This is a genomic window from Faecalibacterium sp. 9 (genome assembly GCF_048320955.1).
Taxonomy (GTDB): Bacteria; Bacillota; Clostridia; order Oscillospirales; family Ruminococcaceae; genus Faecalibacterium; species Faecalibacterium wellingii.
Genome location: NZ_JBLWGB010000003.1, coordinates 544,980 through 566,832 on the forward strand (window position 1 = coordinate 544,980; position 21,853 = coordinate 566,832).

The window sequence follows — 21,853 nt, forward strand, 5'->3', positions numbered from 1 at the left end:
AGTGAACGAAAATGAAGATCTATATTACCGGCCTGCCCTCCGGCTACGAAGTGGAGCATCTGGTGCGTTTGTTTTACCCCATGGCACCGCTCACCCTCACCCCACCGGAGGACGCCGAGGACTGCGTCTGGGCAGAAAAAATGCCGGACGGCCTGCATGCGCTGGTGCGTCAGGGCGGCAGAAGTGCTGAACGGCACGCACCGCTGCCTGCGCCTGTGGAACAGGGCGGCGAGACCCCGGAATTCAGCCTTGCCAGCCTGACTTACGATCTGCTGCGCCAGTGGACGGGGCTCCGCCCGCCCTGGGGCAAAATGACCGGCGTGCGCCCGGTGCGGCTCATCCATGACAAGCGCGCCGCAGGCTGGACGGAAGCGGAGATCGACCGCTTTTTTCTGGAGCGGTTTGATTGCTCGCAGCAGAAATACACCATGGCCAAGGCCATTGCAGATCTGCAGGAGCCCATCCTGAAGGTGGGCAGTGAACCTAAGACCTACAGCCTGTATATCGGCATCCCGTTCTGTCCGTCCCGGTGCAGCTACTGCAGCTTTGTCAGCTGCAATCTGGACCGCGACCGCAAGATGGTGCAGCCCTATGTGGACTGTCTGTGCCGGGAAGTGGAAGAAATCCGCATTCAGGCCGACAAGGCGGGACTTACCCTTTGCAGCATCTACATTGGCGGCGGCACGCCCACCAGCCTGTCTGCCGACCAGCTGCGGCAGCTGATGGGCACGGTCCGGGCGAATTTTGACCTCTCGAAGGTCGTGGAATATACGGTGGAGGCAGGCCGTCCGGACTGCACGGATGCCGAAAAGCTGGCGGTCATCCGGGAATACGGCGCTACCCGCATCTCCATCAACCCGCAGACCTTCTCGGACGAGGTGCTGGCCGGCATCGGCCGCAAGCACTCGGCGCAGGACATTCTGGACTGCTATGCCGAAGCCCGCAAAGCCGGTCACGATGACATCAACATGGATCTCATTGCCGGCCTGCCCGGCGACACGGTGGAAAGCTTTGAGCGCAGCCTGCGGCAGGCCATCGCGCTGGACCCGGAGAACATCACCGTGCACACCCTGACCCTCAAGCGGGCTTCCCGCATCGTCATGGAGGACCAGAGCACCAACGACTACGCCGACGTCGCCGCCATGCTGGAAAAATGCCGCTTGCTGGCAGAGGCGGGCTATCGGCCCTACTACCTCTACCGCCAGAAAAACACTCTGCAGAATCTTGAGAACGTGGGCTGGTGCAAGCCGGGCCACGAGGGATATTACAACATCTATATCATGGAGGAAGTCCAGACCATCCTCTCCGCCGGTGCAGGCGGCAGCACCAAGCTGGTGGCCGACGGCGGCAAACGGATGCAGCGCATCTTTAACTTCAAATATCCGAACGAATATATCCAGCGTTTTGCGGAGGTGCTGGAACGCAAAAAAGGAGTGGCTGATTTTTATGATCACGATCTGGGTACCGAAACGTCTGGTTGAGGTCGATCTGTACAATGTGGCGGCCCGCAGCCCGCAGATGCTGGCAGATCTGAGCGAGCGGAGCTACAGGCAGCGTGTGGATTATGCCGCCCAGAAGGTGCAGCTCTCCGGCGCAAAGATCGTCATGCTCACCGGCCCGTCGGCCAGCGGCAAGACCACCAGCGCCCACTGTCTGGCAAAAGCTCTGCAAAAGCGCGGGACTCCGGCGCAGGTGGTCAGTCTGGATAATTTCTTCAAAGGGGCAGAGTTCTACCCCCGGCTGCCGGACGGCACGCTGGATTACGAAAACCCCGATACGCTGGACCTGCCCCTCATCAAGCAGTGCCTGCGGGAACTCAGCGAGACCGGAAAGACCGTGCTGCCAGTCTATGATTTCTCTGCAGAGAAGCGCTCGGAGCAGGTGGAGCCCATCGACCTGCAGGGCGGTGTATGCATCGTGGAGGGCATCCATGCTCTGAATCCGGAGCTCACCGGCCTTGTGAAAGGCGACGATATCTACCGCGTGTATGCCGGCCTGCGGGAGGAATACTGCATCGATGGCCGGAGAGTCATCAATACACAGGATATCCGCCTGTGCCGCCGCACCCTGCGCGATGCTGCCGCCCGCGGTCGCAGCCCGGAAAAGACCCTTGCCATGTGGGACCGCGTGCTGGACGGTGAAACGCGCTATATCAAGGGCTTCAAATCCACAGCGGACTTTTTGCTGGATACCTCCTTTACCTACGAGCTGGGCCTGATCTCCAAGCTGCTGGGCGTGGTGCGCCGTCAGTTCACGCTGGAAGGCCACAATGCCGAGCTGTGGGATGAGACTGCCCGCCGGTTTGAGCATGTGGCACCGCTGGAGCTGGAGCTGCTGCCGGAAGACAGTATGCTGCGGGAATTCTACGGCGGTGCGGCCGACCGCATGGCACAGGATGCCAATGTGTGAAAATGTCGTGTAAATTTAGTCTGAATGCGAAAAAACTGTTTCCAAACCGGCACCAAACTGTAAAAAATGCGGCCCGTTCGTTGCAAACGGGCGGCCTGTGCGCTATAATGGAGATAACATCCGCACATGGCCCACGATAAACAGGCCGATAGTAAGAGAGGTGTCTTTTATGGATTTCAACAGGATCAAGGAAATGGGTCTGGAATATGCCGAAAAAGGCAAGAACGCTGCACTGGATCTGGCCGAAAAGGGCAAAACGCAGGCTTTGATCGTCAACGAACAGGGCAAGCTGCTCAAGGCACAGCGTCAGCTGGGTGCATTGGTGTACAGTCTGGCCAAGGGCAAGGAAGAAAACCAGCCGCTGGTGGATAAGTATATCGAAATGATCGATAACATCGAGCAGGAGATCACCCGCCTGAAGGCATCGCTGACCCCGGCAGAAGCCGCAGAAGTGGACTATGTGGCGCACGAGGAGGAGCCCGCGGCAGAGCCGGAAGCTCCTGCCGCCGAGGCTGCGCCTGCAGAGCACAAGAGCTGCCCGCAGTGCGGCGCGCCCGTTTCGGACGATGCACTGTTCTGCAATAAGTGCGGCGCACAGCTGTAATCTCCGTCAGGCAACAGGGCGGCGCTCCCCGCAGGGCACCGTCCTGTTTTTTGCGGGATAGGCTAAAATACAGAAAATAAAGGCAAATTGCCGGAATTTGCCGGTGCTGTCTTGAAAAAACGCGGAAGATGCGGTACAATATGCAGTATCTTTTGCAAGGAGTGTGAGCACTGTGCTGGACTGGCAGCCCAAGGCCCCTTACACGGCAGAACAGCTGCTGGAGATCCTGCGCATCCTGCGGGACCCGGAGAACGGCTGCCCGTGGGACAAGGTGCAGACCCATGCCTCCATCCGGAAGAACTTTCTGGAGGAGACCTGTGAGGTGCTGGAGGCCATCGATGCCGATGACCCGGTGCTGATGCAGGAAGAGCTTGGCGATGTGCTGATGCAGGTGGCATTCCATGCCGTGATGGAAGAGGAGCGCGGACACTTTACCTTTGAGGATGTCTGCCGTGAGGTGTGCGAGAAGCTCGTGTTCCGCCACCCGAACATTTTTGCATCCTCAGCAGCGCAGAATGCCGGTATAAATGGCTGGGATGCGCTCAAAAATAAGGAAAAGGGCCGCACCACTCTGGCCGATGAGCTGGGCACGGTGCCCGCCACCCTGCCTGCACTGATGCGTGCTCAGAAGCTGCAGAAGCGTGCCGACCGCTGCGGTGCGGCGCAGCCGGACAAGACCCGGGCGCAGCAGGCTTTGCAGGATGCTCTGGACGGGTGGAGCCGGGAACAGGATGCCCGGACGGCGGGGGAGCTGCTGTTTGCTGCAGCCAACGCCATGCGGCTGGCCGGAGTGGACGCAGAGGAGGCGCTGACCTTTGCCTCCAAGCGCTTCTGTGCCGGGCTGCTGGAACAGGAGCCACAAAGCGGTACTCAGGTCGAGTGACCTGCTCCGATAGAGAAAGAAGAACACCAAGGAACAAATTTGGAGGGTATTTTTATGACGAAGACCGATCTGATCGCACAGGTTGCTGCGAACACTGAGATGAGCAAGAAAAATGCTGAGCAGGCTGTCAATGCCATGTTCGAGGCACTGGGCAAGGCCATGGCCGAGGGCGAAAAGATCACCATTTCCGGCTTTGGCACCTTTGAGGTGCGCGAGCGTGCAGAGCGTCAGGGCATCAACCCCCGCACCCGTGAGCCCATCACCATTGCTGCTTCCCGCAGCATCGTGTTCAAGCCCGGCAAGTCCCTGAAGGACACCCTGTAAGAAGCTGTTTTCTTTTGCCGCCGCTGCCTCGCAGGAGGTGCGGCGGCATTTTTCATCACAGGAGGATAAGACGATGCGTCTGGATAAGTATCTGAAAGTTTCGCGGCTCATCAAGCGCCGCACTGTGGCAAACGAAGTGGCCGATGCAGGCCGCATCCTCATCAACGGCAAGATCGCCAAGGCCAGTCAGGCCGTCAAGGCGGGTGATGTTATTGAGGTGACCTTCGGCAACCGTCCCATCAAGGTGCGGGTGCTCTCGGATGTGGAGCCCCGCACCAAGGATGTGGCCCGCGAAATGTACGAGATCATCAGCGAGTAAACGGTATAAAAGCTCTCGTCTGGTGCATAGGATGCACCAGAAAAGGGGAGACGAGCAATGCCGGAAAAAAACACCAGAAGCCCGCAGCCTGCGCCGCCGCATGACCTGATCTTAGAGGGCCGTGCACGCCTGACCGTGACCGGCGTGCAGAAGGTTTTGCATTGCAATGCAGACAGCGCTGCAATAGAGACCGGCAGGGGCATCCTGCATCTTGCCGGGGCACAGTTGAGCATGGCGGCACTGGACTTGGAGGCCGGGGAGGCAAAGTTCACCGGCCGCATCGACGCACTGGAATATACGGCCAGCGCCCCGGCGGGCAGCTTTCTGCACCGCCTGCTGCGATGATCCCGGTCCTGCCGCCCTCAGCCATTGCGCAGGAGCTGACCGCCTGCACGGTGTTGGGCGGGTGCACCGGTGTGGTGCGGGCCGTGTTCCCGGTCAGAGGCCGGGCGGCGTGGGTGCCCGATTTTCTATGGGTGGGCACGGTGCTGACCCTGCTGCAGAGCTATGCGGCGGGGCAGAGCCCGGCGGGCGTGCTGCGCTGGTATATGGCAGCAGCTGGCTTTGCCGGAGCAGGCGCTGCGGCCTTTGTTCTGGGCGTGCCGCTGCGCGCGGCAGGGAAGGCTTTGCAGCGGCGGGTGCTCCGGCCTGCCGCACAGCGGCGTGTCCGGCAGCAAAATGCCCGCAAATTACGCCGCAACGCAAAAAGAACCGCAAAAAAGCGCAAAAAGAACTTGCCAAACCAGCGCCGGATGATGTATAATTCATAAGTGACATCAGTAAGAACCAAATTGCAATGGGGGCAGAAGAAACAATGGCAGCACCGGACCGCAGAAAACGCAAGAAGAAAGTGGTCGTTAAAACGCTTGTGCGGGTGTTTTTTGTCCTGTTGCTGCTGAGCATGCTGGCAGCGTACATCTCCAATCAGGTCAGCATCAGCTCCAAACGCGCAGAGCTGGACACACTGAACGAGCAGATCGACCAGCAGAAAACCGAGAATGAGGAAATGCAGCGTATCCTCAGCGGCGATTCGGATCAGATCACAGAATGGGTCGCGCGGGATTCTTACAACTACGCCGCACCGAACGAGCGCATCTTTGTGGATGTGACCGGCAGCTGAACGGCTGCCGATACTATGGAAAACAAGGAGTATTGAGTTTTGGCAATTGAGGTAGGGAACGTATTCGAGGGCCGCGTCACCGGTGTAAAGCCGTTTGGCGCATTTGTCGCACTGCCGGAGGGCGGTACGGGCATGGTCCATATTTCCGAGGTGTCCAATGAATTCGTGCAGGACATTGCAGCAGTCCTGCATATTGGGGATACGGTCAAGGTGCAGGTCATCAATGTTGCACCGGACGGCAAGATCGCACTGTCCATCAAGCGTTTGCTGCCTCCTCCTCCGCGCCAGCCGCGTGAGGGCAGAGGCCCCGCAGGCGGAGCACGTCCCGGCGCTCCGCGCCCGGGCGGCCCCCGTGAGGGTGGACACTTTGGTGCAGGCCGCGGCGGCAATGGTCGTCCCCCCGTGAAGGCGGCAGAGGCCCTGCCCGTGACAGCGCACCCCGTGTGTGGCAGCCCAAGGCTCCGGTCCATTCCGACAACATGAGCTTTGAGGACATGATGAGCCGCTTCAAGAGCCAGAGCGAAGAGAAGATGGCAGATCTCGACCACGAGACCAACAACCGCCGCGGCGGTGGTTATGCGCCCCGCGGTCGTGGCGGACGCCGCTGAGAAACGGCACTTCTTCTCAGTCCGCTCTAAGTCAAAAGGATGGAACAGACCTGTCTCATTTGATCGGGCAGGTCTGTTTTTTCGCTGAAAGAAAGGAATTGCAATGCCTGCAAAATTTGAACTGATCGCTCCCTGCTTTTTTGGGTGCGAGTCCACTGCAAAATTTGAGCTGACCCGCATCGGCGCAGAGAACATCCGGGTAGAGGATGGCCGTCTGAGCTTTGCCGGCGGTGCCGATATGATCGCCGCAGCCAACCTCAACCTGCGCACGGTGGAGCGCGTGATGCTGCTGCTGGCCCGCTACAGGGCCGCCACCTTCGATGATCTGTTCGACGGTGTGTACGATATCCCGTGGGAGGAACTGCTGCCCGCAGACGCAGCCTTTCCGGTCACCGGCTCTTCGCTGAACAGCCAGCTGTCCAGTGTGCCCGCCTGCCAGAGCATCATCAAAAAAGCTGTGGTCAAGCGCCTGATGGCAAAGCACCACACCTCTGTGCTGCCCGAGACCGGTGTCGAGTACAAGATCCGCTTCATGCTGCGCAAGGATCAGTGTGAGATCATGCTGGACACCACCGGCGATGGTCTGCATAAGCGCGGCTACCGCCGCAACGCCATGGAGGCGCCCATCCGCGAGACCCTGGCAGCCACCATTGCAGATCTTGGCCGTGTGCGCCGCGACAGTCTGGTGGAGGACCCCTTCTGCGGCAGCGGCACGCTGCTGATCGAAGCCGCTCAGAAGGCCATGAACATTGCCCCCGGCCTGAAGCGCCGCTTTGCTGCCGAGCGCTATGGCTTTGTGCCGACAGCCATCTGGGCCGAGCAGCGTCAGAAGGCACTGGCCGAGGCCAAGCTGGACGTGGGCTTTGAAGCTTTCGGCTATGACATCGACCCTGCTGCTGTGGCGCTGGCCAATGCCAATGCCAAGCTGGCCGGTGTGGAAAAGCGCTGCCACTTTGAAGTGGCTGATGTGGCCGACTTTGCTGCAAAGCAGGAGGCCATCGTGCTGACGAATCCCCCCTACGGCGAGCGCATGAGCACCATTGAAGGTGCCGCTAAGCTGGCCCGCACGCTGGGCCGGCAGATGGAAGCACACCCCTGTGCAGGCGTGTACGCCATCACTGCCGATATGGATTTTGAGAACCACTACGGCAAGCGTGCCAACAAGCGCCGCAAGATGTATAATGGCATGATCCCCTGCCAGCTGTATATGTACTACAATGCACCCAAGTTTGAACACACCGCAAAGCCCATGCCGAAAAGCGGTTTTGACGGCAAGCGCACTACGCCGAACCGTTTTGACAAGAAGTAATTGATAAATGTTACCTGCCGCACCGGAGCTGTCCCGTGCGGCTTTTTACATTACAGCCGGTAATTACCGGAAAAATCAAAACGGAAAAATTCCTGCCAAAGCAGGGGAAACGGACGCACACACAGAAAGTTTTATCCCATGTTCAGTGCTGTGTGCTGCAAAGATGAGACAAATTCATGCTCTTTTTACAAAGGATGGTTGAACCCGGGCTGAAAATGGATTATACTTACCTTACTATTCTGCGGTTCTTCCGAGGAGGAAAAGGTGTATATGAAGGGTAGGATGTGGCCATATCTGCCGGAGCTCACCATCCGGGATTACAATATCTACCTGCGGTATCTGCGCGGGGTGCGGCGCCAGCTGTACGAGGCATACGGATTATATTCCTGCCATCTGCTGCGGAGCAATGGCGTGCTGTTTGCCATCCTTTCAGACAGTCTGGCCGGGCGGCAGGCCACCTGCCAGCGCAAGCGGGTCCCGGGCACACTGGCCTGGCGCAGGCTCATGTGCCAGACCCAGGGCATCCGGCTGGCCGCACAGGTGGAGGTGCTGTTGGGCTGGCACAATTTGCAGGATCGTAAATACAGCGAACTGAAGCCGCTCAAGCGTCTGCGCCGTGCGGTGGACCGGCTTCTGCTGCGCCGCGCCTACATGCGTGCTGTGGAGGAGAACCCGGCACTGGAACGCCTGTTCGTGCAGGAGCGGGAGCAGGCTGTGACGCAGATGGAACTGAGCGCCAAAAACTACACCCTCGCAGCGGAACCCATGAGCAACATCTATGGTGCCCTGTATTCCACCCTTGCCACCGATGACCCCAGCCAGCGCAAGAGCATGCGCTACATTGGCAGCAGCATCGGACGCATCTTTTATCTGCTGGATAAGGCTGAGCGGTTTGAAACGGACAAGCGCAGCGGCCGCTACAACGTGTTTGTGGTGAATGAGCTGAAAGGGCAGTCTGCTGCGATGGAAAATGCCCGCCGTCAGGCGCTGGCGGTGGCCAACGACCTGATCCGGGTGTACAGTATGCTGGACATCAAGCTGAACCGCAGTCTGCTGGATAATATCATGCTGCTGGGCCTGCATCATGCGGTGGAGCCGCTGGAAGCAGGCGTTGAGAGGGAAAACTGGGAGATCCCATGAATCGGAAACATCAAAAAAGCTGGGGCATGGCTTACTGCGGCATCGTGACGGCACTGTGTGTCGCCCTGATGCTGCTGGGGGCCGTGATCCCCATTGCCATGTTCATTGCGCCTGCAGTGGCGGGCTTCCTTGTTGCAACAGTCTGCGTGGAGTGCGGGATGCAGCTGGCCCTGACGGCCTACGCTGCGGTCAGCCTGCTGGCACTGCTCTTTGTGCCGGATAAGGAAGTGGCGCTGATCTTCGTGTTCCTGCTGGGGTATTACCCGCTGGCAAAGCCGAAGTTTGAGCGCATCCGCCCTGCTGTTCTGCGCATTGTCTGCAAGCTGCTGCTGTGCAACGGCGCAGTGCTGGCCATGTATGGACTGGTATTTCTGCTGGTACCGGCAGGCAGCATTTCGCAGGAGCTGCGTACCACGGCACTGGCGGTATCGCTGGCAACGCTGGCCATGGGCAATGTTGCCTTTGTGCTGTACGACCGGGCACTGCACAACATGCTCATGATGTACCGGCTGGTCTGGCGGCCGAAACTTCATAAAACTCTGGGCTGGCGTTGAGCCAGCCTTTGTGTTATAATGAGGCATCAGAAAGGGGAGAGCGCAGCACACAGGTAACGCAAAGCGCCGGGCCACGCGGGTGACAGCCGCGAGGGTGACGAGGAGAGGAATCATCGAAAGATTCGGCGGATGTTTCTCCGGCTGAGGGCTAGACCAGCCGCAGAGAAGGGCAAAAAACGGCAGCAATACCGCAACAGATCCCTTCAAAGAAAGCCATACAAGAACATAAACTGTACAAGAGAGCTGACCGTGCGTCACTGCGCTTTTCTGCGCGGGAGCGGTCGGTATGGAGGTGTTTTGTATGTGCGGCATCGTTGGTTATGTCGGTAAGCGCAATGCACAGGATGTGCTGCTGGATGGGCTGGAAAAGCTGGAGTATCGCGGATATGATTCCGCCGGTGTGGCGCTTGCACTGGACGGAGGGATCTGCGTAGTAAAAAGCAAGGGGCGGCTCACAGCCCTGCGGGAAAAGCTGGCAGCGCAGCAGCTGGCACAAAGCTTCTGCGGCATCGGCCACACCCGGTGGGCTACCCATGGCGAGCCCAGCGATGTGAACAGCCATCCGCATTCCACGCCGCGTGTGAGCATCGTGCACAACGGCATCATTGAAAATTACGGGCTGCTCAAGGAACGGCTGGCTACAAAGGGCTATACCTTCCAGAGCGAGACCGACACGGAAGTGCTGGTAAAGCTGATCGACAGCTGCTATACCGGCGACCCGCTGCGGGCGCTGCAGCAGGCCCTTTCCAAGGTGCGCGGCAGCTACGCGCTGGCGGTGCTGTTCTTCGATTACCCGGACACCATTTTTGCGGTCAAGCGGGAAAGCCCGCTGATCGTCGGCTGGGGGGAAGGCGAAAACTTTATTGCATCGGATATCCCTGCGCTGCTCAAATATACCCGGAAATACAGCGTGCTGGAAGAGGGCGATATGGCCGTCTGCACGGCTGAGGGCATCCGCTTCTACAACGAATTTGGTGAGCCGGTGGAACGTCGGCAGCTCACGGCAGACTGGGATATGGAAGCGGCTGAGAAGGGCGGCTACCCCCACTTCATGCTCAAGGAGATCAACGAGCAGCCTGCCGCCATCACGGCCACAGTGAGCCCCCGTGTGGAGGATGGAATGCCGGAGCTGCGCATCCCGGCGCTGACGGACGAGGTGCTGCGCGGCATTGGCCGGGTGCATCTGGTGGGCTGCGGCACGGCGATGCACGCCGGCATGGTGGGTAAATCTGCCATTGAAGCGCTGGCCCGTGTGCCTGCCGAGGTGGACATTGCCAGCGAGTTCCGCTACCGGGACCCGATTTTGGAAAAGAATGATCTGGTCATCATCATCAGCCAGTCCGGCGAGACCAGCGACACGCTGGCAGCACTCAAGCTGGCCAGGAGCCGCGGTGTGCCGGTGCTTGCTATCGTGAATGTGGTGGGCAGTTCCATTGCGCGCGCAGCCGACTACGTGATGTACACCTATGCGGGGCCGGAGATCGCTGTGGCCTCCACCAAGGCTTACACGGTGCAGATGTGTGTGTTGTACCTGTTTGCCCTGCGTCTGGCCTACGCGCGCGGACGGCTGAGCGAGGCAGAGACCCGCCGCTTTACGGCCCAGCTGCTGCGCGCACCGGAGGTCATCAAGCCGCGCCTTGCAGATTGTGAGCAGATCAAGTACCTTGCCAGCCGCTATGTGAACACCCAGAGCTGCTTCTTCATTGGGCGCGGGTTCGACTATGCGCTCTCGCTGGAGGGCAGCCTGAAACTCAAGGAGATCAGCTATGTGCACTCGGATGCCTATGCAGCCGGTGAACTGAAACATGGTACCATCAGCCTGATCACCGATGGCGTGCCGGTGATCGCACTGGCCACCCAGAAACAGGTGTACGAAAAGACCATTTCCAATGCCAAGGAGACCCGCAGCCGCGGCGCAAGGGTGCTGCTGTTTACCACAAAGGACGCCGTGGTGCCCGAGGGTGTGGCCGATGCGGTGGTCCGGCTGGATGAATACGAGGATATCCTGATGCCGCTGCAGCTCATTGTGCCGCTGCAGCTGTTTGCCTACTATATGGCTGTTCTGCGCGGCTGTGATGTGGATAAGCCGCGCAATCTGGCAAAGAGCGTGACGGTGGAGTAATGGCATAAAACCGCGCTGGAAAGGCCCGCAGGCCGCTCTGAGAAGATGCGGACGCCGGACCGATGGATAGAACGAAAAAGCTCCCCTCTCTGAGCTGTCAGAGAGGGGAGCTGCTGTTTTTATAGAGCTTCCGGCTTACCAGAACCAGTAGCGCTTTTTCAGCACGATATAGGCGATGCCGATAATGATGATCGTCACGCCGCCGGCAATGAAGAAGGTCCAGTTGATGTTGGCAAATTTCAGGTTCTGATTGGTCAGCAGATAATGACCGGCGGTATCTGCTGTGATGATGCCGTCCGTGTAGCTGTTCAGGTACTGCCACTTGCCAGAGGTGGGGTTGTAGAGATACAAGCGGGTATAGGTGCTCACATCCAGATCGATGCGCACCGAGCAGGGAAGGGCTTTGCCCTTGTCCAGCTCAAACTCAATGCCCTCCGTGCTCTCGGTCAGCACGAGCATGGTATCCAGTTCACTGGTGGTGCTCTTGACGTTGCTGCCTGCGATCTGCATGGTGTAGCCGTCGCCCACCACGCACAGGGTCTTGCCGGTGGTGCGCAGGGCGTTGAGAATATCACCGGTCACAGTGGGAACTTCGGCCTGCGTAAAGACGATCTCGTTGTCCGTGCTGTCCTGGATCGCCTGCACCACGGGATCGATCTCAATGGGAGTATCGTCCTCCGGCTTTGTAGTGCTGCTGTCCGAAGATTCCTCCGAGGAAGCGGCAGAACGGTTGACAATGACCGTGACCATAGCAGAAGCCGTGCCGTTGGAGACCGTGATGGAGGTTGCACCGGTGCCCACAGCTGTGATCACGCCGCTGGGGCTGACCGTGGCAATGTTGCTGTTGGCGGACTTAAAGGTGAACTTCTGAGAAGCAGAGGAAGGCTTGACGCTGGCGGTCAGGGTGCGGGTGGCACCGGGCTTGAGCACAACATAGGAAGGATTCACCGTGATGACCTGACCGCTGTTGGAAGAACCGGTGCTGGCGGTGCCGGTTCCGGTTCCGGTTCCGGAGTTGGGAATGCTCATGACCGTAACATTGGTGGTAGCAGTCACCGAACCGCAGGTAGCGGTGATGGTGGCAGTACCGGGGGCGACACCGGTAACGCGGCCAAAATTATTCACCGTGGCTACCTTTTCGTTGGAAGAGGTCAGGGTGACGGTGGCATAATTGGAGGCCGAGGTGGGCCGCACCTGCAGCTGTGCCGATACCGAGTTGCCGACATAAATGGTATTGGAAGACAGGGAAAGATCCATTTCGGTCACGATCATGGAGGAATCCATGGAGACCACGATGGTGTAAGCACAGATCTGATTGCCGGCAGCAGCTGTGATACGGGTAGTACCCACACCCACGGCCTGCACAACACCGGTGTTGCTCACGGTCAGAATGGAGGTATCGTCCGATATATAGACCACCGAATCGGTAGAGTTGCGGGGACGCACCACGGGGGACAGCTGCTGAGAAGAACCCAGCAGCATATTGGCGGTATAGCTGCCGGCTTCAATGCTTTCGGCAGGTACATTCTGATCCCACGGCATGGTAATGCCGCTCAGGGCGAGGCCGGAGACCGGGCTTGCTGCGGCCGCAGACACAGCTGTGCCGCAGGCCAGCAGGCAAAACGCTGCCGCACAGACGGCCAGTTTTTTTGCGGTTGATTTCATAGTAAGTATACCTCTTTGGGGTGATTTGGCAGCGGCTGACAGTCTGGTTTTAATGGAACAGAACACCCAGTGCTTCCATTGCGTACTCAAAGTAAGTGATCTGGTCGTACTCCACACGGGCGGTAACGCTCATGCCGTTGGAAAGGTCTACCTTATCACCGCTCTTGCTTACCACGTAGGTGGTATCCGGCTTGATGGTCATTTTGTAGTAGGATGCATTGGTGCTGGCGGTCACATCGCTGTCAATCGCGGTCACGGTGCCGGTCAGAGTACCGTAGGAGTACTCCGACAGGCCGGTGATGGCGATCTTGCAGGGGTCGCCCACATGCAGCAGGGGACGGTCATTCACAGTGACCATGGCAACGACCTCCAGATCGTCGTTCTCACTGGCGACAGTAGCCAGCGGAGAACCGGCGCTCAGGACCATGCCCTCCTTATAGGGGGTATCCATGTGGATCACACCGGAGGTGGGAGCATAGATATAATAATCGTTGGCACCGGTGTTCAGGGTATCGATCTGGGCCTGAATGTTGTCCACGTTGCTCTGCGCACTGGTGATGCTCTGGGAAATGGACTGCATGGTGGAGTAGTACAAGGCCTCCACCTCGCTCTGGCTCTGCTCCATCATGGTCTTGATCTGAGCATCCGAATAGCCGGCAGCCTGATAGGCAGTAGCGTCAAAGGTCTTTTGCGAGACCTGACTTTTGTAGGTCTCGTACTGGTAGTAGTAAGGCTGATCTTCCGGGTTCGTCTCGCTGAAGTAGTTGGTGTCGTCCTGCACGCACTGCAGCAGCTTATTATACTGGTCCAGCTGGGTCTGGTAGATCTTGAGCTGGCTTTCCAGATTGTCCTGCTGCATATCGATGTCCGTGCTCTTGATGTGCGCCACAAGGTCGCCCTCGTTCACATAGCTGCCTTCCGAGATATACATTTCGGTGATGGAACCGGAATAGCTGGACATGATGTAGGTCTTGTTGCTGGCCTGCACGGTGCCGGTGTTCTGGCTGACATAAATGCGGTTGGTCTGGGTGCTCCACACCAGAAGGAACACCATAAAGATGCCCACCAGAATGACAAAGGCGTAACCGTAGGGCGGCACATCCCTGTCCAGCATGATACGGCGGTCCTGCAGGTCCGTCAGGCTTTGAACTTTCATTGTCATAATTATTTGGTCTCCATAAAGACATCGATCACAGCATCGTCAGAATCCTGATTGACATAGATCGTATAAGAAGTGCCGGTCAGCTTCTGGTCGTTCTCAAAAGCGTGGACCTGCAGCTTGTAGGAGGCCAGCTGGCTGTTTTCCATGGGGCCGGTGTAGTGGGCGTACAGGCAGTTCTTGACGCGCAGGATGGCATCCATGTGGTAGCCCGGGTCCATCTGAGGGATGAGCTGGGTGGCCTGCTGCATCATGTACAGGTGCATCTGATGATCCTCGCCCAGTGCAAAGGACTGGATGATGGGGCCGATGGGCTGAGCATTGTTGCTCTTGATGAAATTGTGCATCTGGGTCAGCACCACCGGCAGGCTGGCCATTTCTTCCGGACGGATCTCGCGGGAGAGCACATTGGTGAGCTTGAGGGTCTTGTTTTCAGCTACTTTGATCTCATTCATGATAAATACCTCTGTTTCGTTTCAGATTTACTTTACATCGGCGTTAGATAAAATGTGCCCGGAGGCGCTTTGTCTCCGGGCACACCATAGTAAGGCATTGTCACCTGAGCAGGCCGCGCCGCTTCAGGGTAACACCATCTTCCTTATTCAGGACAGACGAGACAAGCAGGTTTTCTGTTGTCAGCATCGATGGCCCTGGCAGTCATATTATGGAACCGGAACTTCATCCGATCTCAGCATATCAATAGGTGATCGACTCGCCGTCGTCATCCTCTTCCACGACAGCCTGCATGACAGGCTGCTTGGGTTCTGCCTTTTTCTTGCTGCGGTAAATACCCTGCTGCATGTTCCACAGCTCGTAGTATCTGCCTTCCTTGGCAAGCAGCTCCTCATGGGTGCCGCGCTCCACGATCTGGCCGTGATCCATCACCAGGATCATGTCACAGTCACGGACAGTGGACAGACGGTGAGCAACGATCAACATGGAACGATCCGCAAGCTGATCATAGATCATGTTGAAGATCAGGTTTTCCGTTGCAAAGTCGAGGTTGCTGGTGGACTCATCCAGAATGTAGAGGTTGGAATCCTTCAGGAAAGCACGAGCCAGCGCAATGCGCTGTTTCTCACCGCCGGACAGGCCGTTGCCGGCTTCCTCCAGATAGGTGTTGTACTGCAGGGGCAGATGACGGATAAAGTCGTGCGCATCAGCCTTTTTGGCGGCTTCCTTGACCTCGTCCATGGTAGCATCCATGCGGGAAACACGGATGTTGTCATAGATGGTCTTGCTGAACAGCTCAACGTTCTGCGGCACATAGGAAATTGCGCGGCGGACAGAATCGTTGGTATACTCCGTCAGGTTCACACCATTGAAATCGATCTCGCCATCCTCCGGCTCATAATACTTGAGCAGAAGCTTGGTGATGGTGGACTTGCCGCTGCCGCTGCTGCCCACCAGAGCCACCTTTTTACCGGCCGGGATGGTAAAGCTGATGTGATCCAGTGCAGGGGCACGGTTGCCGTAACGGAAGGTAACATCCTTGAACTCGATGTCGCCCTCCACCTTTTCCAGATCCGTGCGATCCTCGTCGCCGGCAGTCTCAGAAGGATAGTCCATGATCTCGGTCAGACGCTTCATGGAGATGTTGGCTTCCTGAATCTGCATCTGCAGACCGATCAGGTTGCTCAGCGGAGAAGTGAAGTAGGAAGACAGGGTGCTGAAAGCCATATAGCCGCCCAGCGTCATTTCGCCGTTCAGCACCTGACTGATGCCGACATAAGTAGTCAGCATGCCAAAGATCATGGAGATGAAGGCGGAGATCAGACCCTGTGTGGTGCTGATGCGGCTGGAACGCAGGCTGATCTTCAGGCTCTTGATGTATTCACGCTCGAGGTTTTCCAGCTCGGTGTCCTCGTTGGCGTTGCACTTGACGGTCTCAATGCCGCGCAGGCTTTCGATCATCTGGCTGTTCAGTGCAGCAGACTGCACCATGGTCTCTTCGTTGATCTTCTTATACGGCTGCTTGTAGATCAGCACCAGCAGGATGCTGACCAGAGCCATGAACAGCGAAATGGAGAACAGCATCGCGTTCATGCGGAACAGAATGATGCCGGTGATGATGGCCATGGAGATATCCATGATCAGACTCAGCGCAATGCTGGTGAAGATGGACTTGATGGTGTTTGCGTCCGAATAACGGGTGGTGATATCACCGGTCTTGCGGGTGGCAAAGAACTTCATGGGCAGGTGGAAGATGTGCCCGAAGTAGCCCATCATCAGCGGGATATCGATCTTGATGGACAGATGGATCAGCACCCACTGCCGGACAAAACCGACCAGAGTATTGGTCAGGTTGACCATGCTGAACACGAGAATCAGCGTGATCAGCAGATTATCCAATCCGTAGGGCAGCACCTCATCCATCAGGATCTTGTTGAACATGGAGGATGCAATGCCGAGGATCGTCGTGATCAGAGAGGCGAAAATTGCATAGAAGAAAAGCTTTTTCTGCGGCAGCAGCAGGTCGATGTAGCGCTTGATCATACCGCCCTTTTCCACCTTGCCGCCCTTGAACTCCGAGGTGGGGTTCATCAGCAGCAGAACGCCCGTAAAGTTCTTGTAGAACTCATCCAGACTGATTTTTTTCAGCTCTGTGGCGGGGTCGCCGATGATGACATAATCCTTGCACTTGTGCTTTTTGCCGTTCTTTTCGTCTTCCTTGGCGGATTCCGACTCCTTCAGCATGTGCTTGCGGCGCTCACCCTCATCCTTGATGGTGGTCTTTTTAAAGACCACCACAAAGTGGGCCAGACCCTGGTCGGTAATGACCTGTGCGATACAGGGCAAAGAGAAATCGCTGAGGAAATTTTCACGGTCCACGCGAACCGCTGCGGTGGAAAAACCCAACTCGTTAGCGGCTTTCTGCAAACCAACAAGGTTCGTGCCTTTCAGGTCAGTGCCCATCATATCGCGCAGGCGGGTGATGGTAACTTCCTTTTTGTAATGGAGGCACACCATTGCGAGGCAGGCAGCCGCACAGTCGGTAGTGTCATGCTGCCGGACGTAGGTATAACGCATAGATGCTTCCTTTGATCATATACAAATTTATTCAAACGACTGCAGAACACTTCCAACGGAAGCGGACGGCAGCAGCTCTGACAACGCAAAAAAACACAGTCTGTAAGCAGTATAAAAACCGGTGGCTTACCCCGTCCTGCGGAGAACGGCGGCAAAGCACCGGTCAGCTGCTGCTAAAAATGGCAAAATGCCCATGGAACTGTGTACCGGACTTTGGAAAATCAGATACTAATTTCCAAAGAACATAAAAAGTATACCACAATGCAACATCTTCTTCAAGTGGTCAATTTTTAAGAAATCATTAAGCTGAATGCTTTTTTCTGCATAGATGCTGCTTTTTTCGGGGCTGTGGACAAAGACCGGAGATGGTGGGGCGGAGGGGAAAATCCATGCGGCATCAGCTGCCGGATATGATACAAACAAAAAGAGCAATGTCCGCAAGGAACATTGCTCCGCTTTGGCGCCTCTTGCCTGACTCGAACAGGCGACACCCTGATTAACAGTCAGGTGCTCTAACCGACTGAGCTAAAGAGGCAGATCACAGCTGTGACTGCGAGAGATATTATACCGCATAAGAATGCCTTTTGCAAGCCCTTTTTTACAAAACCAGAAATTTTTTGCAAAAACAAAAAGCCCTGCGGCGTTTTAGAAACGCTGCAGGGCGGGAAATACATATTATATAAGGGAACAGAACGCTTACTTCAGCTTGCTCTTGGCCTTCATGCGCTGCTCGTGGTTCAGGATCTGCTTGCGGATGCGCAGATTCTCGGGGGTGACCTCCAGCAGCTCATCCTGTGCCAGGAACTCCAGACAGCCTTCCAGACTCAGCTTGCTGATGGGGATCAGGCGCAGGGCGTCGTCGGAACCGGATGCACGGGTGTTGGTCAGGTGCTTGGTCTTGCAGACGTTGACATCCACATCCTCGCCGGAAGCGGTGTAGCCGATGACCATGCCTTCGTAGACCTTCTCACCGGCGCCCACCAGCAGAGTACCGCGCTGCTGTGCGTTGAACAGACCGTAGGTGACGGCCTCGCCGGTCTCAAAGCTGACCAGAGAACCGGTGGAGCGATTGGCGATCATGCCGGCCCAGACATCGTAGCCGTCGAAGATCTGGTTCAGAATACCTTCGCCGTGGGTATCGGTCAGGAACTGGTTGCGGTAGCCGAACAGGCCGCGGCTGGGCATACGGAACTCCAGACGCACACGGTCGGTGCCCAGAGATTCCATCTGCTGCAGGATAGCCTTGCGCTGGCCCAGACCGGTCATGACAGCGCCCTGATACTGGGTGGGCACATCGATGACAACGTGCTCCATAGGCTCATAGGTCTTACCGTCGATGACCTTGGTCAGAACGTGCGGGGGAGAGACCTGCAGCTCATAACCTTCGCGGCGCATGGTCTCGATCAGGATGGACAGATGCATTTCGCCACGGCCCATAACGCGGAAGGAATCGGTAGTGGCAGAATCCTCCACCTTCAGAGCAACGTCCTTCAGCAGTTCCTTCTGCAGACGGTCACGGATCTGACGGCTGGTAACGTACTTGCCCTCACGGCCGGCCAGCGGGCTGTCATTGACGGAGAAGGTCATTTCCACGGTGGGGTCGTTGATCTTCACAAAGGGCAGCGGCTCCACATTGGAGGGGCTGCACAGGGTGTTGCCGATGGTCACATCGGGCAGGCCGGAGAAGGCCACGATATCGCCGGCGGTGATGTTATCGCAGGGCTGACGGCCATTGGCCTGGAAGTCGTACAGCTTGGTCAGACGGCCGCGCATCTTCAGATCCTGATTGTGCCAGTCGCAGACGACAACTTCCTCGCCCACCTTGGCAACGCCGTTCTGGATGCGGCCGATGCCAATGCGGCCCACAAAGTCGTTGTAGTCCACAGAGGACACCAGCATCTGGAAGGGAGCCTCGGGGTCGCCCTCGGGCGGCTTGATGGTGCTCAACAGAGTATCGAACAGGGGGATCAGGTCGGTGCCGGGCACATCCGGGTCCAGGCTTGCGGTGCCATCACGGCCGCAGCAGAACAGCATGGGGCAGTCCAGCTGCTCATCGGTGGCACCCAGATCCATCAGCAGGTACAGCACCTCATCGATGACTTCCTTGATGCGGGCATCGGGACGGTCGATCTTGTTGATGGCCACCACCAGGCTCAGGTTCTGCTGCAGAGCCTTCTGCAGCACGAAACGGGTCTGGGGCATGCAGCCCTCGGCAGCATCCACCAGCAGCAGAACGCCGTTGACCATCTTCAGCACGCGCTCGACCTCGCCGCCGAAGTCGGCATGGCCCGGAGTATCGACGATGTTGATCTTGACGCCCTTGTAGGTGCAGGAGCAGTTCTTGGCCAGAATGGTGATGCCGCGCTCACGCTCGATATCGCCGCTGTCCATGACGCGCTCAGCCACGACCTGATTGTCGCGGAACGCGCCGCTCTGACGCAGCATTGCGTCCACCAGGGTGGTCTTGCCGTGGTCAACGTGAGCGATAATGGCAACGTTGCGCAAATCGTTACGAACCATAAAATTCAACCTCTCTATTATTAAAACTCATAAAATACGAACGAACGTCATACAATCCTAAGTTTATAACAGAAGAGGGTGGTTTGTCAAGATTGTATAAAAATTTTTTCAGTCTTTCGGCAGAATGCCCGAGAAAAGCGGCGTGATTTGTGCGGCGTGTTCCTTGAAAATATGCTATACTAAGGGTGCAAAAGCAAAATGCGGAGAACGGGGTTGCGAGCCGGGGGCTTTTCCCGCAAAATTTCGGGGCTTCCAGCTCCCACCCTCGGATCATTCGCTGGGAAAACTCCCGGCCCTCAGCCCGGAGAAGTACCGATAAAATGCTGCAAAACCGGAGGTGTTTTTATGAAGATCACGTTTCTGGGCGCGAACCATGAGGTCACCGGTAGCTGTACGCTGATCGAAGCGGCCGGACGGCGCTTTCTGATCGACTGCGGCATGGAGCAGGGCAAGGATGTCTACGAAAACCAGCCCATCCCGGTTGCTCCCGGGGAAATCGACTGGGTGCTGGCTACCCATGCCCATATCGACCATACCGGTATGCTGCCGCTGCTGGTGCGCAACGGCTTCCGGGGCAACATCTATGCTACGAACCCTACGGTGGAGCTGTGCGGCATCATGCTGCGGGACTCGGCCCATATTCAGGAATTTGAAGCCGAATGGAAAAACCGCAAGGGCCAGCGTTCCGGTGCAGAGCCGGTGGAGCCCATGTATACCGTACAGGACGCCGAAGCGGCCATGAAGCTGTTCAGGGGAGTAAACTATGAACAGCGCGTGGAGCTGGCGCCGGGCATTGAGGCGCGCTTTGTGGATGTGGGCCATCTGTTGGGCTCGGCCAGCATCGAGCTGTGGATCACCGAGGGCGAAAATACCACAAAACTGGTGTTCTCCGGCGATATTGGCAATACGGACCAGCCCATCATCAGGGACCCCACCTACATCAAAGAGGCGGACTATGTCTTTATGGAGTCCACCTATGGCGACCGCAGCCACGGTCCAAAGCCGGATTATGTGAACGAGCTGGCAAAGATCCTGCAGCGCACCTTTGACCGCGGCGGCAATGTGGTCATTCCCAGCTTTGCGGTGGGCCGCACGCAGGAGATGCTCTACTTTATCCGTGAGATCAAGGAAAAAGGGCTGGTCAAAGGCCACGGCAATTTCCCGGTGTATATCGACAGCCCGCTTGCCATTGAAGCAACGCGGATCTTCCGGGATACCGACATGGAGTGCTTTGACGAAGAGACCCGGGCCATGCTGGCAAAAGGCATTGACCCCATTGCGCTTCCGGGCCTGCGGGTGACCGTGACCAGTGATGAATCCCGTATGATCAACGCAGACCGTGTGCCCAAGGTCATCCTCTCGGCCAGCGGCATGTGCGAAGCGGGCCGCATCCGCCATCACCTCAAGCATAACCTGTGGCGTCCGGAGTGCACGATCCTGTTCGTGGGCTATCAGGCGGTGGGCACGCTGGGCCGCACCCTCATTGATGGCGCAGTCAACGTCAAGCTGTTCGGTGAGCCCATTGAGGTACAGGCGGAGATCTGCCAGCTCACCGGAATGTCCGGCCATGCGGACAGGGAGGGCCTGCTGCGCTGGGTGGGTGCCTTTGAGCAGAAGCCGAAGCGGGTATTTGTGATGCACGGTGACGACGAGACCGAGGATCGCTTTGTGGAGACCCTGACCGAACAGGGCTTTACCGCCTGCGCACCCTACAATGGGGCACAGTGGGCCATTGGTGCCGAGGGTGCTGTCTGTCTGCAGGAGGGCTCCCGGGTGCGCATTGAGCACAAGGCATCCGAAGGGCAGAGCCGTGCCGCCAGCGTGTTCCAGCGGCTGGTCAGTGCCGGCAAGCGCCTGCTGCGTGTCATTGAGCACAACGAGGGCGGTGCCAACAAGGATCTGGCAAAGTTTGCCGACCAGATCAACGCTCTGTGCGACAAGTGGGATCGATAAGGCAAAACAATACAAGAACAATGTTCGCCGTTTCTACAAAGGAACGGCGAATTTTTTGTGCAAACCGGTGTCTGCCCAGTCCATGGCCGTTCTTCCCTGACGTAAAAATACCCCCGGAGCGTGCAGAGTTTTTG

General features: G+C 57.4%; 22 protein-coding genes and 1 tRNA gene. 17 read left to right on the plus strand and 6 right to left on the minus strand.

Annotation, left to right across the window (positions count from 1 at the left end; translation table 11 throughout):
* Positions 1 to 11 precede the first annotated feature (11 nt).
* From hemZ to glmS, 16 genes are all read left to right on the plus strand, one after another.
* Positions 12 to 1,481, plus strand: coding sequence for a coproporphyrinogen dehydrogenase HemZ (gene hemZ, locus ACKXF9_RS15020; RefSeq protein WP_418266661.1), 1,470 nt, complete (start codon positions 12 to 14; stop codon positions 1,479 to 1,481).
* A complete protein-coding gene (locus tag ACKXF9_RS15025; protein ID WP_418266662.1) occupies positions 1,447 to 2,409 on the plus strand; it encodes a uridine kinase family protein in 963 nt (320 codons plus the stop codon). The genes hemZ and ACKXF9_RS15025 overlap by 35 nt, the downstream gene beginning before the upstream one ends.
* Positions 2,410 to 2,578: 169 nt before the next feature.
* Positions 2,579 to 3,013, plus strand: a complete 435-nt coding sequence (locus ACKXF9_RS15030; RefSeq protein ID WP_418266663.1) for a zinc ribbon domain-containing protein — start codon at positions 2,579 to 2,581, stop codon at positions 3,011 to 3,013.
* A gap of 172 nt (positions 3,014 to 3,185) precedes the next feature.
* Positions 3,186 to 3,896: a MazG family protein gene (locus ACKXF9_RS15035; protein ID WP_348583209.1), complete on the plus strand. Its 711-nt coding sequence runs from the start codon at positions 3,186 to 3,188 to the stop codon at positions 3,894 to 3,896.
* A 54-nt stretch (positions 3,897 to 3,950) separates the two neighbouring features.
* Complete coding sequence (locus ACKXF9_RS15040) at positions 3,951 to 4,220, plus strand: HU family DNA-binding protein (protein WP_249236950.1); 270 nt, start codon at positions 3,951 to 3,953, stop codon at positions 4,218 to 4,220.
* A 73-nt stretch (positions 4,221 to 4,293) separates the two neighbouring features.
* Positions 4,294 to 4,539, plus strand: coding sequence for an RNA-binding S4 domain-containing protein (locus ACKXF9_RS15045; protein WP_339395148.1), 246 nt, complete (start codon positions 4,294 to 4,296; stop codon positions 4,537 to 4,539).
* 57 nt (positions 4,540 to 4,596) lie between these two features.
* A complete protein-coding gene (locus tag ACKXF9_RS15050) occupies positions 4,597 to 4,884 on the plus strand; it encodes a YabP/YqfC family sporulation protein (RefSeq protein ID WP_249236948.1) in 288 nt (95 codons plus the stop codon).
* Positions 4,881 to 5,309 carry a hypothetical protein gene (locus ACKXF9_RS15055; protein ID WP_339395146.1) on the plus strand — a complete coding sequence of 143 codons (429 nt, stop codon included), beginning with the start codon at positions 4,881 to 4,883 and terminating at the stop codon, positions 5,307 to 5,309. Before ACKXF9_RS15050 ends, ACKXF9_RS15055 begins: the two co-directional genes overlap by 4 nt.
* Positions 5,310 to 5,353: 44 nt before the next feature.
* A complete protein-coding gene (locus ACKXF9_RS15060; RefSeq protein WP_249236946.1) occupies positions 5,354 to 5,659 on the plus strand; it encodes a septum formation initiator family protein in 306 nt (101 codons plus the stop codon).
* 39 nt (positions 5,660 to 5,698) lie between these two features.
* A complete protein-coding gene (locus tag ACKXF9_RS15065; protein ID WP_418266664.1) occupies positions 5,699 to 6,142 on the plus strand; it encodes a S1 RNA-binding domain-containing protein in 444 nt (147 codons plus the stop codon).
* A complete protein-coding gene (locus tag ACKXF9_RS15070; RefSeq protein ID WP_418266665.1) occupies positions 6,139 to 6,267 on the plus strand; it encodes a hypothetical protein in 129 nt (42 codons plus the stop codon). The genes ACKXF9_RS15065 and ACKXF9_RS15070 overlap by 4 nt, the downstream gene beginning before the upstream one ends.
* A gap of 103 nt (positions 6,268 to 6,370) precedes the next feature.
* Positions 6,371 to 7,576, plus strand: a complete 1,206-nt coding sequence (locus ACKXF9_RS15075) for a THUMP domain-containing class I SAM-dependent RNA methyltransferase (RefSeq protein WP_418266666.1) — start codon at positions 6,371 to 6,373, stop codon at positions 7,574 to 7,576.
* A 7-nt stretch (positions 7,577 to 7,583) separates the two neighbouring features.
* Entirely contained in the window at positions 7,584 to 7,778 is a 195-nt protein-coding gene (locus tag ACKXF9_RS15080; RefSeq protein ID WP_418266667.1) for a hypothetical protein, read from the plus strand.
* A gap of 68 nt (positions 7,779 to 7,846) precedes the next feature.
* Positions 7,847 to 8,716 carry a DUF5685 family protein gene (locus ACKXF9_RS15085; RefSeq protein WP_418266668.1) on the plus strand — a complete coding sequence of 290 codons (870 nt, stop codon included), beginning with the start codon at positions 7,847 to 7,849 and terminating at the stop codon, positions 8,714 to 8,716.
* Entirely contained in the window at positions 8,713 to 9,270 is a 558-nt protein-coding gene (locus tag ACKXF9_RS15090; RefSeq protein ID WP_249236941.1) for a hypothetical protein, read from the plus strand. Before ACKXF9_RS15085 ends, ACKXF9_RS15090 begins: the two co-directional genes overlap by 4 nt.
* A gap of 301 nt (positions 9,271 to 9,571) precedes the next feature.
* A complete protein-coding gene (gene glmS, locus ACKXF9_RS15095; protein ID WP_418266692.1) occupies positions 9,572 to 11,392 on the plus strand; it encodes a glutamine--fructose-6-phosphate transaminase (isomerizing) in 1,821 nt (606 codons plus the stop codon).
* A gap of 135 nt (positions 11,393 to 11,527) precedes the next feature.
* Here glmS and ACKXF9_RS15100 read toward each other — a convergent pair whose 3' ends face one another.
* The 6 genes from ACKXF9_RS15100 to typA form a co-directional block, all read right to left on the minus strand.
* The gene (locus tag ACKXF9_RS15100) at positions 11,528 to 13,057 is read right to left on the minus strand and encodes an Ig-like domain-containing protein (protein WP_339395142.1); all 1,530 of its coding nucleotides are present in this window, start codon (positions 13,055 to 13,057) and stop codon (positions 11,528 to 11,530) included.
* A gap of 49 nt (positions 13,058 to 13,106) precedes the next feature.
* A complete protein-coding gene (locus ACKXF9_RS15105) occupies positions 13,107 to 14,219 on the minus strand; it encodes an HlyD family secretion protein (RefSeq protein ID WP_249236939.1) in 1,113 nt (370 codons plus the stop codon).
* Between the two features lie 2 nt (positions 14,220 to 14,221).
* The gene (locus tag ACKXF9_RS15110) at positions 14,222 to 14,671 is read right to left on the minus strand and encodes a hypothetical protein (RefSeq protein ID WP_339395140.1); all 450 of its coding nucleotides are present in this window, start codon (positions 14,669 to 14,671) and stop codon (positions 14,222 to 14,224) included.
* A gap of 241 nt (positions 14,672 to 14,912) precedes the next feature.
* A complete protein-coding gene (locus ACKXF9_RS15115) occupies positions 14,913 to 17,246 on the minus strand; it encodes a peptidase domain-containing ABC transporter (RefSeq protein WP_418266669.1) in 2,334 nt (777 codons plus the stop codon).
* A 458-nt stretch (positions 17,247 to 17,704) separates the two neighbouring features.
* Positions 17,705 to 17,781: transfer RNA gene (locus ACKXF9_RS15120), tRNA-Asn, on the minus strand.
* 161 nt (positions 17,782 to 17,942) lie between these two features.
* On the minus strand, positions 17,943 to 19,766 hold the full coding sequence (gene typA / locus ACKXF9_RS15125) for a translational GTPase TypA (protein WP_418266670.1): 1,824 nt from the start codon (positions 19,764 to 19,766) through the stop codon (positions 17,943 to 17,945).
* Between the two features lie 345 nt (positions 19,767 to 20,111).
* On the opposite strand from typA, the gene ACKXF9_RS15130 reads away from it, so the two are divergent.
* A complete protein-coding gene (locus tag ACKXF9_RS15130; RefSeq protein ID WP_249236936.1) occupies positions 20,112 to 21,719 on the plus strand; it encodes an MBL fold metallo-hydrolase RNA specificity domain-containing protein in 1,608 nt (535 codons plus the stop codon).
* Positions 21,720 to 21,853: the final 134 nt, after the last annotated feature.

Coding starts and splice junctions, on each gene's coding strand:
- ACKXF9_RS15055 (WP_339395146.1), top strand. CDS start 4,881: ATGATCCCGGTCCTGCCGCCCTCAGCCATTGCGCAGGAGCTGACCGCC.
- ACKXF9_RS15110 (WP_339395140.1), bottom strand. CDS start 14,671: ATGAATGAGATCAAAGTAGCTGAAAACAAGACCCTCAAGCTCACCAAT.
- ACKXF9_RS15100 (WP_339395142.1), bottom strand. CDS start 13,057: ATGAAATCAACCGCAAAAAAACTGGCCGTCTGTGCGGCAGCGTTTTGC.
- ACKXF9_RS15025 (WP_418266662.1), top strand. CDS start 1,447: ATGATCACGATCTGGGTACCGAAACGTCTGGTTGAGGTCGATCTGTAC.
- ACKXF9_RS15070 (WP_418266665.1), top strand. CDS start 6,139: ATGAGCTTTGAGGACATGATGAGCCGCTTCAAGAGCCAGAGCGAAGAG.
- ACKXF9_RS15085 (WP_418266668.1), top strand. CDS start 7,847: ATGAAGGGTAGGATGTGGCCATATCTGCCGGAGCTCACCATCCGGGAT.
- ACKXF9_RS15075 (WP_418266666.1), top strand. CDS start 6,371: ATGCCTGCAAAATTTGAACTGATCGCTCCCTGCTTTTTTGGGTGCGAG.
- ACKXF9_RS15060 (WP_249236946.1), top strand. CDS start 5,354: ATGGCAGCACCGGACCGCAGAAAACGCAAGAAGAAAGTGGTCGTTAAA.
- ACKXF9_RS15030 (WP_418266663.1), top strand. CDS start 2,579: ATGGATTTCAACAGGATCAAGGAAATGGGTCTGGAATATGCCGAAAAA.
- ACKXF9_RS15130 (WP_249236936.1), top strand. CDS start 20,112: ATGAAGATCACGTTTCTGGGCGCGAACCATGAGGTCACCGGTAGCTGT.
- ACKXF9_RS15090 (WP_249236941.1), top strand. CDS start 8,713: ATGAATCGGAAACATCAAAAAAGCTGGGGCATGGCTTACTGCGGCATC.
- ACKXF9_RS15115 (WP_418266669.1), bottom strand. CDS start 17,246: ATGCGTTATACCTACGTCCGGCAGCATGACACTACCGACTGTGCGGCT.
- hemZ (WP_418266661.1), top strand. CDS start 12: ATGAAGATCTATATTACCGGCCTGCCCTCCGGCTACGAAGTGGAGCAT.
- ACKXF9_RS15040 (WP_249236950.1), top strand. CDS start 3,951: ATGACGAAGACCGATCTGATCGCACAGGTTGCTGCGAACACTGAGATG.
- ACKXF9_RS15105 (WP_249236939.1), bottom strand. CDS start 14,219: ATGACAATGAAAGTTCAAAGCCTGACGGACCTGCAGGACCGCCGTATC.
- ACKXF9_RS15045 (WP_339395148.1), top strand. CDS start 4,294: ATGCGTCTGGATAAGTATCTGAAAGTTTCGCGGCTCATCAAGCGCCGC.
- ACKXF9_RS15080 (WP_418266667.1), top strand. CDS start 7,584: ATGTTACCTGCCGCACCGGAGCTGTCCCGTGCGGCTTTTTACATTACA.
- ACKXF9_RS15050 (WP_249236948.1), top strand. CDS start 4,597: ATGCCGGAAAAAAACACCAGAAGCCCGCAGCCTGCGCCGCCGCATGAC.
- glmS (WP_418266692.1), top strand. CDS start 9,572: ATGTGCGGCATCGTTGGTTATGTCGGTAAGCGCAATGCACAGGATGTG.
- typA (WP_418266670.1), bottom strand. CDS start 19,766: ATGGTTCGTAACGATTTGCGCAACGTTGCCATTATCGCTCACGTTGAC.